This is a genomic window from Enterobacter cloacae complex sp. IR5450, from assembly GCF_049238665.1.
Classification (GTDB): Bacteria; Pseudomonadota; Gammaproteobacteria; order Enterobacterales; family Enterobacteriaceae; genus Enterobacter; species Enterobacter hormaechei_C.
Genome location: NZ_JBMKIC010000002.1, coordinates 137,467 through 153,132 on the forward strand (window position 1 = coordinate 137,467; position 15,666 = coordinate 153,132).

General features: G+C 58.8%; 8 protein-coding genes and 1 pseudogene. All 9 read left to right on the top strand.

The features are described 5' to 3' along the window. Positions 1-68 precede the first annotated feature (68 nt). The 9 genes and pseudogenes from yegD to ACOTYB_RS03030 all read left to right on the top strand — a co-directional run bounded on the left by yegD (position 69) and on the right by ACOTYB_RS03030 (position 15,663). Positions 69-1,421 (top strand): molecular chaperone, encoded by a 1,353-nt coding sequence (yegD, locus tag ACOTYB_RS02990; RefSeq protein WP_023314478.1) that lies wholly within the window; start codon positions 69-71, stop codon positions 1,419-1,421. Positions 1,422-1,637: 216 nt separating this feature from the next. Continuing rightward, positions 1,638-2,840 carry an MdtA/MuxA family multidrug efflux RND transporter periplasmic adaptor subunit gene (locus ACOTYB_RS02995; RefSeq protein ID WP_022651490.1) on the top strand — a complete coding sequence of 401 codons (1,203 nt, stop codon included), beginning with the start codon at positions 1,638-1,640 and terminating at the stop codon, positions 2,838-2,840. Continuing rightward, on the top strand, positions 2,840-5,962 hold the full coding sequence (locus ACOTYB_RS03000) for an MdtB/MuxB family multidrug efflux RND transporter permease subunit (RefSeq protein ID WP_048240481.1): 3,123 nt from the start codon (positions 2,840-2,842) through the stop codon (positions 5,960-5,962). Before ACOTYB_RS02995 ends, ACOTYB_RS03000 begins: the two co-directional genes overlap by 1 nt. Then, positions 5,963-9,040, top strand: a complete 3,078-nt coding sequence (mdtC, locus tag ACOTYB_RS03005) for a multidrug efflux RND transporter permease subunit MdtC (protein WP_220153215.1) — start codon at positions 5,963-5,965, stop codon at positions 9,038-9,040. Continuing rightward, positions 9,041-10,456 carry an MFS transporter gene (locus ACOTYB_RS03010; RefSeq protein WP_003862087.1) on the top strand — a complete coding sequence of 472 codons (1,416 nt, stop codon included), beginning with the start codon at positions 9,041-9,043 and terminating at the stop codon, positions 10,454-10,456. It abuts the gene before it with no gap. Further along, a complete protein-coding gene (gene baeS / locus ACOTYB_RS03015) occupies positions 10,453-11,856 on the top strand; it encodes a two-component system sensor histidine kinase BaeS (protein WP_006811258.1) in 1,404 nt (467 codons plus the stop codon). Before ACOTYB_RS03010 ends, baeS begins: the two co-directional genes overlap by 4 nt. Further along, a complete protein-coding gene (gene baeR, locus ACOTYB_RS03020; protein ID WP_015572364.1) occupies positions 11,853-12,575 on the top strand; it encodes a two-component system response regulator BaeR in 723 nt (240 codons plus the stop codon). Before baeS ends, baeR begins: the two co-directional genes overlap by 4 nt. Before the next feature lie 352 nt (positions 12,576-12,927). Next, positions 12,928-14,289 carry a tRNA 5-hydroxyuridine modification protein YegQ gene (gene yegQ, locus ACOTYB_RS03025; protein WP_022651495.1) on the top strand — a complete coding sequence of 454 codons (1,362 nt, stop codon included), beginning with the start codon at positions 12,928-12,930 and terminating at the stop codon, positions 14,287-14,289. Positions 14,290-14,697: 408 nt separating this feature from the next. Then, a pseudogene (locus tag ACOTYB_RS03030) lies at positions 14,698-15,663 on the top strand (hypothetical protein). Positions 15,664-15,666 lie beyond the last annotated feature (3 nt).

The following is a 15,666-nucleotide window of genomic DNA, read 5'->3' on the forward strand; positions in this document are numbered from 1 at the left end:
ATTCCTGTTGTCGCCTGGCAGACATTTCGCTAAAGTCTCGCCCCTTCTCACCGGCATGGGGATTTATTGTGTTTATTGGATTCGACTATGGCACCGCAAACTGCTCGGTTGCGATAATGCAAAACGGACAACCGCAGCTCCTGAAAATGGAAAACGGCAGTACGCTGTTGCCGTCAATGCTCTGTGCGCCGACGCGTGAAGCGGTGAGCGAGTGGCTGTTCCGCCATCATCAGGTTCCTGCTACCGCAGCGGAAACCCAGGCGCTGCTGCGCCGTGCGGTCAGCTTTAACCGCGAGGAAGATATCGACGTTACCCCTTCCAGCGTGCAGTTCGGCCTCTCTTCCCTCGGGCAGTACATTGAAGATCCGGAAGAGGTCTACTTCGTTAAATCGCCGAAATCCTTCCTCGGCGCCAGCGGCCTGAAGCCACAGCAAGTGGCGATGTTTGAAGATCTGGTCTGCGCGATGATGCTGCACATCCGTAATCAGGCGCAGTCCCAGGTGCCGGATGCCATCACCCAGGCGGTGATTGGCCGTCCGATCAACTTCCAGGGGCTGGGCGGCGACGAAGCCAACCAGCAGGCGCAGGGGATCCTTGAGCGTGCAGCGCACCGGGCTGGCTTCCGTGACGTGGTATTCCAGTATGAGCCGGTTGCAGCGGGGCTGGATTTTGAAGCCACGCTGACAGAAGAACAACGGGTGCTGGTAGTGGACATCGGCGGCGGAACGACGGACTGCTCATTACTGCTGATGGGTCCGAAGTGGCATCACCGTCGCGATCGTGAAAACAGTCTGCTGGGGCACAGCGGCTGCCGAGTGGGCGGTAACGATCTGGATATTGCCCTGGCATTCAAGAGCCTGATGCCGCTGCTCGGCATGGGCGGTCAAACCGAGAAAGGCATCGCCCTGCCGATCCTGCCGTGGTGGAACGCGATTGCCATCAACGACGTCCCTGCCCAGAGTGATTTTTACAGCACCGCGAATGGCCGTTTCCTCAACGATCTGGTGCGTGATGCACAGGATGCAGAGAAGGTCGCGCTGCTGTATAAGGTGTGGCGTCAGCGCCTGAGCTACCGCGTGGTGCGCACCGCCGAAGAGAGCAAAATCGCCCTTTCCGATCGTCCTGAGCATGCGGTTTCGCTGCCGTTTATCAGTGACGATCTGGCTACGGCTATCACCCAGGAAGGGCTGGAAATGGCGCTGACTCAGCCGCTTCAGCGTATTCTGGAGCAGGTGCAGCTGGCGCTTGAGAATGGCAAAGTGAAGCCGGACGTGATTTACCTGACCGGCGGTAGCGCCCGTTCGCCGCTGATCAAGAAAGCGCTGGCGGAACAGCTGCCGGGGATCCCGATTGCCGGCGGCGATGACTTTGGCTCCGTTACAGCAGGGCTGGCGCGCTGGGCGCAGGTGGTGTTTAGCTAATGGAGTTGTGCCGGGTGGCGGCTTCGCCTTACCCGGCCAACAAGATCCTCCAACCGTTGGCCGGGTAAGCGCAGCGCCACCCGGCGAAGGCGAAACCGCGGCACCACACTCAGACCATTCCTGACAGTCTTCCATATTTCCTCCATTTTTCCACTGTGTTACCTGACTAAACTAGTATCATTCCCCGAAAGAGTTTCAGGATGAGAACGTATAACGATGAAAGGCAGTAACAAATCCCGCTGGGCAATCGCCGCTGGTCTGATTGTGGTGGTCCTGGCCGCCGCCTGGTACTGGCACAGCCAGTCCGCGAACTCCACGGCACCTGCTGGCGCCAGTAGCCCCTCACAACGCCCAACGGGCGGCGGGCGCCACGGTATGCGCGGCGGTGCGCTGGCACCGGTGCAGGCGGCAACGGCGGTGAATAAAGCGGTGCCTCGTTATCTCTCCGGGCTGGGAACCATCACTGCCGCCAACACCGTGACGGTACGTAGCCGCGTGGACGGTCAGCTGATGGCCATCCACTTCCAGGAAGGTCAACAGGTGAAAGCGGGCGATCTGCTGGCGGAAATCGATCCAAGCCAGTTTAAGGTGGCCCTGGCGCAGGCGCAGGGGCAACTCGCGAAAGACAAAGCCACCCTCGCCAATGCCCGCCGCGATTTAGCCCGCTATCAGCAGTTGGTAAAAACCAACCTCGTGTCGCGCCAGGAGCTGGATACCCAGCAATCTCTGGTCAGTGAATCTCAGGGCACCATCAAGGCCGACGAAGCCGCGGTCGCCAGCGCCCAGCTCCAGCTCGACTGGAGCCGGATCACCGCGCCGATTGACGGCCGCGTGGGCCTGAAACAGGTTGATATCGGGAACCAAATCTCCAGCGGCGATACCACGGGCATCGTGGTGATCACCCAGACGCACCCTATCGATCTCGTCTTTACCCTGCCGGAAAGCGACATTGCGACGGTGATACAGGCGCAGAAGGCCGGAAAATCGCTGGTAGTTGAAGCCTGGGATCGCACCAACAAGCAGAAGCTGAGCGAAGGTTCGCTGTTGAGCCTGGATAACCAGATCGACACCACCACCGGCACCATCAAGTTAAAAGCACGCTTCAACAATCAGGACGATGCCCTGTTCCCGAATCAGTTCGTCAATGCGCGAATGCTGGTCGCGACCGAAGAAAACGCCGTGGTGATCCCGACGGCGGCCCTGCAAATGGGCAGTGAAGGCAACTTTGTCTGGGTGCTGAACAGCGAAAACAAGGTCAGCAAACACCTGGTGAAAACCGGGATCCAGGACAGTCAGACGGTGGTGATCAGCGCCGGGCTGTCCGCAGGCGACCGCGTCGTAACCGACGGTATTGACCGGCTGACCGAAGGGGCGCAGGTCGAGGTGGTGGAAGCGCAGAATACAGGAGCAAAAGCCTGATGCAGGTGATGCCGCCGAGCTCTACAGGTGGGCCATCACGCCTGTTTATCTTACGTCCAGTTGCGACGACCCTGTTGATGGTGGCGATCCTGCTGGCCGGGATCATTGGCTACCGTTTTCTGCCCGTGTCGGCGCTGCCGGAAGTGGACTACCCGACTATTCAGGTTGTCACCCTCTATCCGGGCGCCAGTCCGGATGTGGTGACATCCGCCATCACCGCCCCGCTGGAGCGTCAGTTTGGCCAGATGTCTGGCCTGAAGCAGATGTCCTCCCAGAGCTCGGGCGGCGCCTCGGTCGTCACGCTTCAGTTCCAGCTCGCCCTGTCGCTGGACGTCGCGGAACAGGAGGTGCAGGCCGCCATTAACGCCGCCACCAACCTGCTGCCGTCTGACCTGCCGAACCCGCCGGTTTACAGCAAGGTGAACCCGGCAGACCCGCCGATCATGACGCTTGCCGTCACCTCCTCCGCCATGCCGATGACGCAGGTGGAAGACATGGTCGAAACCCGCGTGGCGCAGAAGATTTCGCAGGTGACCGGCGTCGGGCTGGTTACGCTCGCAGGGGGACAACGCCCCGCGGTGCGCGTTAAGCTCAATGCCCAGGCCATTGCCGCGCTGGGGTTAACCAGCGAAACCATTCGCACCGCCATCAGCAGCGCCAACGTTAACTCAGCGAAGGGCTCGCTGGACGGCCCGACCCGCGCGGTCACGCTCTCCGCCAACGACCAGATGCAGTCCGCCGATGAATACCGTCAGCTGATTATTGCCTACCAGAACGGCGCACCGATCCGCCTGGGCGACGTGGCAACCGTCGAACAAGGCGCGGAAAACAGCTGGCTCGGGGCGTGGGCTAATAAGCAGCAGGCGATTGTCATGAACGTTCAGCGCCAGCCGGGCGCGAACATTATTGATACCGCCGACAGCATTCGCACCATGCTGCCGCAGCTGGTGGAAAGCCTGCCAAAATCGGTCAGCGTGAAAGTGCTCTCTGACCGCACCACGAATATTCGCGCGTCAGTGACTGACACCCAGTTCGAGCTGATGCTGGCGATTGCGCTGGTGGTGATGATCATCTACCTGTTCCTGCGCAACGTTCCGGCAACCATTATTCCCGCCGTTGCCGTGCCGCTCTCGCTGGTCGGGACGTTCGCGGTAATGGTATTTCTCGACTTCTCGATTAACAACCTGACGCTGATGGCGCTCACCATCGCCACCGGGTTTGTGGTGGACGACGCCATCGTGGTAATCGAAAACATCTCGCGCTATATCGAGAAAGGTGAAAAGCCGTTAGCCGCCGCGCTGAAGGGCGCGGGGGAGATCGGCTTTACCATTATTTCGCTCACCTTCTCGCTGATTGCGGTGCTGATCCCGCTGCTGTTTATGGGCGATATCGTCGGGCGGCTGTTTCGCGAGTTTGCCGTGACGCTGGCGGTCGCCATTCTGATCTCTGCCGTGGTGTCGCTGACGCTGACGCCGATGATGTGCGCCCGCATGCTGAGCCACGAATCTTTGCGCAAGCAAAACCGCTTCTCCCTCGCCTCCGAGCGGATGTTCGAGCGCATTATTGCCGCCTACGGCCGCGTGCTGGCGAAAGTCCTGAACCATCCCTGGGCGACGCTCGGCGTGGCCCTCGGCACGCTGGCGCTCAGCGTCATGCTGTGGGTTTTCATTCCGAAAGGCTTCTTCCCGATTCAGGACAACGGCATTATTCAGGGCACGCTTCAGGCGCCACAGACGGTCTCCTTCGCCAACATGGCGCAGCGCCAGCAGCAGGTGTCTGAGATCATCATGAAAGATCCGGCGGTGGAAAGCCTGACTGCCTACGTGGGCGTGGACGGCACCAACCCGTCGCTTAACAGCGCGCGCCTGCAAATTAACCTTAAACCGCTCGATGACCGTGACGATCGCGTCAACGCGGTTATTGAGCGTCTGCAAAGCGCTGTGGCGCGCGTACCGGGCATTGAGCTGTATCTGCAACCGATCCAGGATTTAACCATTGATACGCAGGTGAGCCGCACGCAGTACCAGTTTACGCTCCAGGCCACCTCGCTTGATGCACTCAGCACCTGGGTGCCGCAGCTGGTGGACAAGCTGAAAGCACTGCCGCAGATTTCTGACGTCAGCAGCGACTGGCAGGATAAAGGGCTGGCGGCGTACGTGAACGTCAACCGCGACACCGCCAGCCGTCTGGGCATTACCATGTCCGACGTGGATAACGCGCTGTATAACGCCTTTGGCCAGCGCCTTATCTCCACCATTTACACCCAGGCGAACCAGTATCGCGTGGTGCTGGAACATAACACCGAGAACACGCCCGGGCTTGCCGCGCTGGACTCGATACGCCTGACCAGCAAAGACGGCGGAATTGTGCCGCTCAGCGCCATTGCCAGCGTGGAAGAGCGTCACACCCCGCTGTCGATTAACCATCTCGATCAGTTCCCATCCACCACCATTTCGTTCAACGTGCCGGACGGTTATTCCCTGGGCGAAGCGGTGGAGGCCATTCTGGGTGCGGAGAACGAACTCAGCTTCCCGTCAGATATTCAGACCCAGTTCCAGGGCAGTACTCTGGCGTTCCAGGCCGCGCTGGGCAGCACCGTCTGGCTGATTGTCGCGGCGGTGGTGGCGATGTATATCGTGCTTGGCGTGCTGTATGAAAGCTTTATCCACCCGATCACCATTCTCTCCACCCTGCCGACGGCGGGCGTGGGGGCACTGCTGGCGCTGATGCTGGCGGGGAGCGAACTGGACGTGATTGCGATCATCGGCATCATTCTGCTTATCGGCATCGTGAAGAAAAACGCCATCATGATGATCGACTTTGCGCTGGCCGCCGAGCGCGAGCAGGGTATGGCGCCGCGCGAGGCCATTTACCAGGCCTGTCTGCTGCGTTTTCGCCCGATCCTGATGACCACCCTCGCCGCCCTGCTGGGCGCGCTGCCGCTGATGCTGAGCACCGGCGTGGGGGCCGAACTGCGCCGTCCGCTGGGCATCGGGATGGTCGGCGGCCTGCTCGTAAGCCAGGTGCTGACGCTGTTTACCACGCCGGTTATCTACCTGCTGTTTGACCGTCTGGCCCTGTGGACGAAAAGCCGCTTCCCGAAACGTGAAGAGGAGGCGTAAGTGAAGTTTTTCGCCCTCTTCATTTACCGTCCGGTGGCGACGATTTTACTCTCCGTCGCTATCACCCTGTGCGGCGTGCTGGGCTTCCGGCTGCTGCCGGTGGCCCCGCTGCCGCAGGTCGATTTCCCGGTGATCATGGTCAGCGCCTCGCTGCCGGGTGCCTCGCCGGAAACCATGGCCTCATCGGTGGCGACGCCGCTTGAGCGCTCGCTTGGTCGAATTGCCGGGGTTAACGAGATGACCTCCAGCAGTTCGCTGGGCAGCACGCGCATCATTCTGGAATTCAATTTCGACCGGGACATCAACGGCGCGGCGCGTGACGTGCAGGCCGCGATTAACGCCGCCCAAAGCCTGCTGCCGAGCGGCATGCCGAGCCGTCCAACCTATCGCAAGGCCAACCCCTCCGACGCGCCGATCATGATCCTGACGCTTACGTCAGAGACCTACTCCCAGGGCGAGCTGTACGATTTTGCCTCCACCCAGCTGGCGCAAACCATCGCCCAGATTGACGGCGTGGGCGACGTGGACGTCGGCGGCAGCTCCCTGCCCGCCGTGCGCGTGGGGCTGAATCCGCAGGCGCTGTTTAACCAGGGCGTGTCGCTGGACGACGTGCGTTCCGCCATCAGCAACGCCAACGTGCGTAAGCCGCAGGGCGCGATTGAGGACAACAGCCACCGCTGGCAGATCCAGACCAACGATGAGCTGAAAACCGCCGCCGAGTATCAGCCGTTGATTATTCACTACAACAACGGCGCGGCGGTGCGCCTGAGCGACGTCGCCAGCGTCACCGATTCGGTGCAGGACGTGCGTAACGCCGGGATGACCAACGCCAAACCGGCGATTTTGCTGATGATCCGCAAGCTGCCGGAAGCCAACATCATTCAGACGGTGAACAGCATCCGCGCGCGCCTGCCGGAGCTTCAGGAAACGATTCCGGCGGCTATCGATCTCCAGATTGCGCAGGACCGCTCCCCCACCATCCGCGCCTCGCTTGAGGAGGTAGAGCAAACGCTGATCATCTCCGTCGCGCTGGTGATCCTGGTGGTGTTCCTGTTCCTGCGCTCGGGGCGCGCAACGCTGATCCCGGCGGTGGCGGTGCCAGTATCGCTGATAGGCACCTTTGCCGCCATGTACCTGTGCGGCTTTAGCCTTAACAACCTGTCGCTGATGGCGCTGACGATTGCCACCGGGTTTGTGGTGGATGACGCCATCGTGGTGCTGGAGAATATCTCGCGCCATCTGGAAGCGGGCATGAAGCCGCTCCAGGCGGCGCTTCAGGGGACGCGCGAAGTGGGCTTCACGGTCCTGTCCATGAGCCTGTCGCTGGTGGCGGTATTCCTGCCGCTGCTGCTGATGGGCGGCCTGCCGGGGCGACTGCTGCGCGAATTTGCCGTCACGCTCTCCGTCGCCATTGGTATCTCACTGGTGATTTCGCTGACGCTGACGCCGATGATGTGCGGCTGGATGCTAAAGCGCAGCCAACCGCACTCGCAGCCGCGCAGGAAAGGCTTTGGCCGCGTCCTGATGGCGATGCAGTCCGGCTACGGCAAATCGCTGAAATGGGTGCTGAACCACACGCGTATTGTCGGGCTGGTGCTGATCGGCACCATCGTCCTCAACGTCTGGATGTATATCACCATCCCGAAAACCTTTTTCCCGGAGCAGGATACCGGCGTGCTGATGGGCGGTATTCAGGCGGACCAGAGCATTTCGTTCCAGGCGATGCGCGGCAAACTGCAAGACTTTATGAAAATCATCCGGGAAGATCCGGCCGTGGATAACGTCACCGGCTTTACCGGCGGCTCGCGCGTTAACAGCGGGATGATGTTTATTACCCTTAAGCCGCGCGGTGAACGTCACGAAACGGCGCAGCAGATCATTGACCGCCTGCGGCTGAAGCTTGCCAAAGAGCCGGGGGCAAATCTGTTTTTGATGGCCGTTCAGGATATCCGCGTCGGCGGACGACAGGCTAACGCCAGCTATCAGTACACCCTGCTCTCGGATGACTTAGCCGCCCTGCGCGAGTGGGAGCCGAAGATCCGTAAAGCGCTGGCCGCGCTGCCGCAGCTGGCGGACGTGAACTCTGACAGCCAAAACAACGGTGCGGAGATGGCGCTCACCTACGATCGTGAAACCATGGCCCGCCTGGGCATTAACGTGGAGGCGGCCAACAGCCTGCTGAACAACGCCTTCGGGCAGCGTGAAGTCTCTACCATCTATCAGCCGATGAACCAGTACAAGGTGGTGATGGAGGTGGATCCGCGCTACACCCAGGACATCAGCGCGCTGGACAAGATGTTTGTGATCAATGATGACGGTAAGGCGATTCCGCTGTCGTACTTCGCCAGCTGGCAGCCGTCGAACGCCCCGCTGTCGGTGAACCACCAGGGGCTTTCCGCCGCCTCGACCGTCTCGTTTAACCTGCCAACCGGCTCGTCGCTGTCTGAGGCCAGCGATGCCATTAATCGCGCCATGACCCAGCTCGGGGTGCCCTCCTCGGTGCGCGGCAGCTTTGCCGGTACGGCGCAGGTGTTCCAGGACACCATGAACTTGCAGGTTATTTTGATTCTGGCGGCCATTGCCACGGTTTATATCGTGCTGGGCGTGCTGTACGAAAGCTACGTGCACCCGTTGACCATTCTCTCCACGCTTCCCTCTGCGGGCGTGGGGGCGCTGCTGGCGCTGGAGCTGTTCGGTGCCCCATTCAGTCTTATCGCGCTTATCGGGATCATGCTATTGATTGGCATCGTGAAGAAAAACGCGATAATGATGGTCGACTTTGCCCTGGACGCCCAGCGCAACGGCAACCTGACGCCGGACGAGGCGATATTCCAGGCCTGTCTGCTGCGTTTTCGCCCGATCATGATGACTACCCTGGCCGCGCTGTTCGGCGCGCTGCCGCTGGTCATATCCGGCGGTGACGGCTCTGAACTGCGCCAGCCGCTGGGGATCACGATCGTTGGCGGCCTGGTGATGAGCCAGCTGCTGACGCTCTACACGACGCCGGTCGTCTATCTGTTCTTTGACCGCCTGCGGCTGCGTTTTTCGCGTAAAAAGAGAACCACGGTGACCGAGTAAATGACCGACCTACCCAGTAACGTTCGCTGGCAATTGTGGATCGTCGCGTTCGGCTTCTTTATGCAGTCGCTGGACACGACTATCGTGAACACCGCCCTCCCCTCGATGGCGAAAAGCCTGGGGGAGAGCCCGCTGCACATGCATATGGTGATTGTCGCCTACGTGCTGACGGTCGCCGTGATGCTGCCTGCCAGCGGCTGGCTGGCGGATAAAGTCGGCGTGCGAAACATCTTCTTCACCGCCATTGTGCTGTTTACCACCGGGTCGCTGTTTTGCGCCCAGGCCAATACCCTCGACCAGCTGGTGATGGCGCGCGTGCTACAGGGCGTCGGCGGCGCGATGATGGTACCCGTCGGGCGGTTAACGGTGATGAAAATTGTTCCGCGCGCGCAGTATATGGCGGCGATGACCTTCGTCACCCTGCCCGGTCAGGTCGGCCCGCTGCTTGGCCCGGCGCTGGGCGGGATTCTGGTGGAGTATGCCTCCTGGCACTGGATCTTCCTGATCAACCTGCCGGTCGGTATTATCGGCGCGATTGCCACCCTGACGCTGATGCCGAACTATAAAATGCAGACCCGGCGCTTTGATTTCTTTGGCTTCATCCTGCTGGCAGCTGGCATGGCGACGCTTACCCTCGCGCTCGACGGGCAAAAAGGGCTGGGGATCTCCTCCCTGTCGCTCGCCCTGCTGGTAGCGCTGGGTGTCACCGCCATTCTCTGGTATCTGTGGCATGCCAGAGGTAACGCTAACGCGCTGTTCAGCCTGAATCTGTTCAAGAATCCCACCTACCGTCTTGGTCTGTTCGGCAGCTTTGCCGGACGCATCGGCAGCGGCATGTTGCCGTTTATGACGCCGGTATTTTTACAGATTGGGATGGGCTTCTCGCCGTTCCATGCCGGGCTGATGATGATCCCGATGGTACTTGGCAGCATGGGGATGAAGCGTATTGTGGTGCAGGTGGTGAACCGCTTTGGCTATCGCCGCGTGCTGGTGGCCGCCACGATCGGGCTGGCGTTGGTCTGCCTGCTGTTTATGGCCGTGGCGCTGCTGGGCTGGTACTACATCCTGCCGCTGGTGCTGTTCTGCCAGGGGATCATCAACTCCATGCGCTTCTCGTCGATGAACACCCTGACGCTGAAAGATCTGCCGGACGAGCTGGCAAGCAGTGGTAACAGTCTGCTGTCGATGATCATGCAGCTCTCCATGAGCGTGGGGGTCACGGTCGCCGGATTGCTGCTCGGCATGTACGGTCAGCACCATCTCAGCGCCGACACCCCCGTCGCGCATCAGGTCTTTTTATACACTTACCTCAGCATGGCGGTAATTATCGCTCTGCCCGCTTTTATCTTTGCCAGAGTGCCGAATGACACGACCAAAAACGTCGTGATCCGACGCGGCAAAAGGAGTGCACCATGAAATTCTGGCGTCCGGGGATCACCGGTAAGCTTTTTGTGGCGATTTTCGCCACCTGTATCGTCCTGCTGATTACTATGCACTGGGCGGTGCGGGTCAGCTTTGAGCGCGGCTTTATTGACTACATCAAGCACGGTAACGAACAGCGTTTACAGGGCTTAAGCGACGCGCTGGGGGAACAGTATAGCCTGCACGGTAACTGGCGTTTTCTGCGCAACAACGATCGCTTTATATTTCAAATTCTGCGCTCGCTGGAGCACGATAATGACGACGACCGTCCGGGACCGGGCATGCCACCGCACGGCTGGCGCACCCAGTTCTGGGTAATTGATCAGGAGATGCGCGTGCTCGTTGGCCCACGCTCTCCGGTACCGCCGGACGGCACAAAGCGCGCCATTACCTCGAACGGCGCCACGGTGGGCTGGGTTATCGCCTCCCCGGTCGAGCGGCTGACGCGCAACACCGACATCAACTTTGACCGCCAGCAGCGTCAGACCAGCTGGTTGATTGTCGCGCTTTCTACCCTGCTTGCGGCGCTCGCCACCTTCCCGCTGGCGCGCGGCCTGCTGGCGCCGGTTAAGCGCCTGGTGGAAGGCACGCACAAGCTGGCGGCGGGTGATTTCTCGACCCGCGTGGACACCCGCAGCCAGGATGAACTGGGCAAGCTGGCGCAGGACTTCAACCAGCTCGCCAGCACGCTGGAAAAAAACCAGCAGATGCGCCGCGATTTTATGGCCGACATTTCGCACGAGCTGCGCACCCCGCTGGCGGTGCTGCGCGGCGAGCTGGAGGCGATTCAGGACGGCGTGCGGCAGTTCACCCCCGAGTCGGTGGCCTCGCTTCAGGCGGAAGTCGGTACGCTGACCAAACTGGTGGACGATCTGCATCAGCTTTCCATGTCCGACGAAGGCGCCCTGGCTTACCAGAAAGCACCGATCGATGTGATCAATATCCTTGAAGTCGTGACCGGCGCATTCCGCGAGCGCTTCGCCAGCCGTGACCTGAAAATCAACCTTTCGCTGCCGGACAGTGCGGTGGTGTTCGGCGACAGAGATCGCCTGATGCAGCTGTTCAATAATCTGCTGGAGAACAGCCTCCGCTACACCGACGGCGGCGGCGCGCTGCATATCTCCGGCAGGCAGGAAAACGGGCGCTTTGCCCTGACCTTTGCGGACTCCGCCCCTGGCGTGAAGGATGCGCAGCTGGAAAAACTGTTCGAGCGCTTCTATCGCACCGAAGGTTCACGCAACCGCGCCAGCGGCGGTTCCGGCCTTGGGCTGGCCATTTGCGTTAACATTGTGGAGGCCCATGGCGGCACCATCCGCGCCGCCCATTCGCCTTTTGGCGGGGTTAGCATTACAGTAGAGTTACCTCTGGAACGGGATTTATCGAGGGAAGCATGACCGAGTTACCGATTGACGACAACACACCGCGTATTTTGATCGTGGAAGACGAGCCTAAACTTGGGCAACTGCTGATCGACTATTTGCGCGCTGCGAGTTACGCGCCAACGCTTATCAGCCACGGCGACCAGGTGCTGCCCTACGTGCGCCAGACGCCGCCGGATCTGATCCTGCTGGATCTGATGCTGCCGGGTACCGACGGCCTAACCCTGTGCCGCGAAATTCGTCGTTTCTCCGATGTGCCCATCGTGATGGTGACGGCCAAAATCGAAGAGATCGATCGTCTGCTGGGGCTCGAAATCGGCGCCGACGATTACATCTGCAAGCCTTACAGCCCGCGGGAGGTGGTCGCTCGGGTGAAAACCATCCTCCGCCGCTGTAAGCCGCAGCGTGAATTGCAGGTGCTCGATGCGCAAAGCCCGCTGATCGTCGACGAAAGCCGTTTCCAGGCGAGCTGGCGCAGCAAACTTTTGGATCTCACCCCCGCAGAGTTTCGCCTGTTGAAAACGCTCTCCCACGAGCCGGGCAAAGTGTTTTCCCGCGAGCAGCTGCTCAACCATCTGTATGACGATTACCGCGTGGTGACCGACCGCACCATCGACAGCCACATCAAAAACCTGCGCCGCAAGCTGGAGGCGCTGGACGCCGACCAGTCGTTTATTCGCGCGGTGTACGGCGTGGGGTATCGCTGGGAAGCGGATGCGTGCAGGATTGCCTGAATAACCCCCCTCACCCTGCCGTCTCCCCAAAGGGAGAGGGTTCCCCAGCAATTTGAAAGCAAAAGCTATAACGTTGCCTCAGAATAACTGAGGGCTTTCAGCGATGCCTCGGTCCGGCTGTAAATCGCTGAGGCGTTTCCTGTAGGCCGGGGCGAGGCGCAGGGATGCGCCGAGAGGGCGGGCTTTACAGGGATGTTACCTCCGCCCCAAAGGGGAGAGGGTTAGGGTGAGGGGCAAAGCTTTACCTCTCTTCCCCGCAGCGCTACAATGCCCGCCCTTAAAGTGGGGGATCTCCCCTTACCGCTGCATCAGGTGCATGCGGATCTGACCTGTCATCAGAACGAGAACAAACATGTTTAAACCGGAACTCCTTTCCCCGGCGGGAACGCTGCAAAATATGCGTTACGCTTTCGCCTATGGCGCCGACGCCGTCTACGCGGGCCAGCCGCGCTACTCGCTGCGCGTGCGTAACAACGAATTCAACCACGAGAATCTTCAGCTCGGCATCAATGAAGCGCATGCCCTGGGCAAAAAATTCTACGTGGTGGTGAACATCGCGCCGCACAACGCCAAGCTGAAAACATTCATTCGTGACCTGAAGCCGGTCGTGGAGATGGGGCCAGACGCGCTGATCATGTCGGACCCGGGTTTAATCATGCTGGTTCGGGAGAATTTCCCGGAGATGGACATTCACCTCTCAGTGCAGGCTAACGCCGTCAACTGGGCAACGGTGAAATTCTGGAAACAGATGGGGCTGACCCGCGTCATTCTGTCCCGCGAGCTGTCCCTCGAAGAGATCGAGGAGATCCGCACCCAGGTGCCGGATATGGAGATCGAAATCTTCGTTCACGGCGCGCTGTGCATGGCCTACTCCGGCCGCTGCCTGCTCTCTGGCTACATCAACAAGCGTGACCCGAACCAGGGTACCTGCACCAACGCCTGCCGCTGGGAATATAACGTTCAGGAAGGCAAAGAGGATGACATCGGTAACATCGTGCATAAACACGAGCCGATTCCGGTCACCAACGTTGAGCCAACGCTGGGAATTGGCGCGCCTACCGACAGCGTGTTTATGATCGAAGAAGCCAAACGTCCGGGTGAGTACATGACCGCCTTCGAAGACGAGCACGGCACTTACATCATGAACTCTAAAGATCTGCGCGCCATCGCGCACGTCGAGCGTTTAACCAAGATGGGCGTACACTCCCTGAAAATCGAAGGCCGCACCAAGTCTTACTACTACTGCGCTCGTACCGCACAGGTATATCGCAAAGCCATCGACGATGCCGCTGCCGGTAAACCGTTCGACACCAGCCTGCTGGAAACGCTGGAAGGTCTGGCGCATCGCGGCTATACCGAAGGTTTCCTGCGTCGTCACACTCACGACGACTACCAGAACTACGAGCATGGCTATTCGATTTCCGAACGCCAGCAGTTTGTAGGCGACTTCACCGGCGAGCGTAAAGGCCCGCTGGCTGCCGTCGCCGTAAAAAACAAATTCACTAAAGGCGACAGCCTGGAGCTGATGACGCCGCAGGGCAACATGAACTTCCGCCTGGAGCACCTGGAAAACAAAAAAGGTGAGGCGATTGAGGTCGCACCTGGCGACGGCCATGTGGTCTGGCTGCCGGTTCCTGAAGAGGTGGAGCTGGAGTTTGCGCTGCTGATGCGTAATTTTGAAGGTGAAAATACCCGAAATCCACACGGCAAATAGTCAATCAACGGGATTTTTTCACGCTGGGATAATTCTTAGAATCGGATCACATACCGCTTCGTTCAATACGGGTATTATCCCCCCGCTGAAAAACATAACCCATAAATGCTAGCTGTACCAGGAACCACCTCCTTAGCCTGCGTAATCTCCCTTACGCGGGCTTATTTTTTTGTTAACTCCTGAAATTTTTCCCCCTGATAAATATGGCGTTGCATTGACCCGGGAAAGGTTGTGTCAGCATTAGGCGTATCATCTAAGCAAATCGAACGAACAAAGGATCCTAATCACATTTTTTAATGGATTTGAGAGGGATGAACACTATTCGGAACATTCCTAATTTTAAGTGTTAACAGGACCTTTACTCTTGTTTTATTAACAATCAACATTTCACACGGACGGAGAGATGAAGTGACATTCACAGGACAATTTTCAAAGGATCTTCCAGATTACGCACTCGCACGCAGTCTTGGTCTTGCCTCTGGCGGCGATATAAATTTCACAGCACTTGCAGGTCAACTGGACTGTAGCAGAAATTTTAGCCAGGCCGGGATTATCTACTCAGACGGTACACGTCAGTGGCTAGTACGGCCATCAAGAAGGATTGCTACACCAAACGAAAGCTCGGTTAGTCATGTAGTCATAACCAAAGTAAATGCCTCATTAGTTAACCCTGTTCAGGCAACAACGGCGACGATTAATTCCCCTTCCCTGGCAACTGAAATTGGTTCAACGGCCATTTCCTGCGGAGCCGCAATTCTTACTGTTGTACTTGCGGCAGGGGCCGGTATGGCTATACCTCTCACTGCAGGGTCTTCCGGTGCTATAGCCGCTGTGATTTTAGCCGGTGGTGTAGCAACTGGAATTTAATGTGCAAATGGGCTTGGCCGACTATCGTTGATTGCTATGAATCATGATGATTACGTTGCGTGGATGGATTCCCAGGAGTGGTATACAGCAACCAACACAGCCCTGGATGCGATTTCTCTTGCCGGGGCTGCTGCGGGTTTAAAAAGCGCTGCATTAACATATCGCCTTCTTAACCGTTCATCGTCTGAGAGTTTGCTCTCCTTATTACAAAAAATGAGCCGGGCCGACCGTACGCGATTAACAGAGGAGATTATTCGTATCCGCAATCCCGGCATCTCGAATTCAGGTGTAAAAGCAGCAATGAAGGCAGGCGTGTATCCCAAACGTTATCCGTCAGAAGCGTTGCAGTTGCTCTTACAGCGTGAGTTGCTGAATACCATTTCAAATTCTTCTGCCTTCGTTGGAAGTGCCATCTCAGGAAATATCAGAAATCCACAGAATGTTGCACAAACGGGTAAATACATTTTTGGTTTAATTCAGTCTTTTTCATTTACAGGAAGTTATTGACCC

Coding starts and splice junctions, on each gene's coding strand:
- ACOTYB_RS02995 (WP_022651490.1), top strand. CDS start 1,638: ATGAAAGGCAGTAACAAATCCCGCTGGGCAATCGCCGCTGGTCTGATT.
- ACOTYB_RS03000 (WP_048240481.1), top strand. CDS start 2,840: ATGCAGGTGATGCCGCCGAGCTCTACAGGTGGGCCATCACGCCTGTTT.
- ACOTYB_RS03010 (WP_003862087.1), top strand. CDS start 9,041: ATGACCGACCTACCCAGTAACGTTCGCTGGCAATTGTGGATCGTCGCG.
- baeS (WP_006811258.1), top strand. CDS start 10,453: ATGAAATTCTGGCGTCCGGGGATCACCGGTAAGCTTTTTGTGGCGATT.
- baeR (WP_015572364.1), top strand. CDS start 11,853: ATGACCGAGTTACCGATTGACGACAACACACCGCGTATTTTGATCGTG.
- yegQ (WP_022651495.1), top strand. CDS start 12,928: ATGTTTAAACCGGAACTCCTTTCCCCGGCGGGAACGCTGCAAAATATG.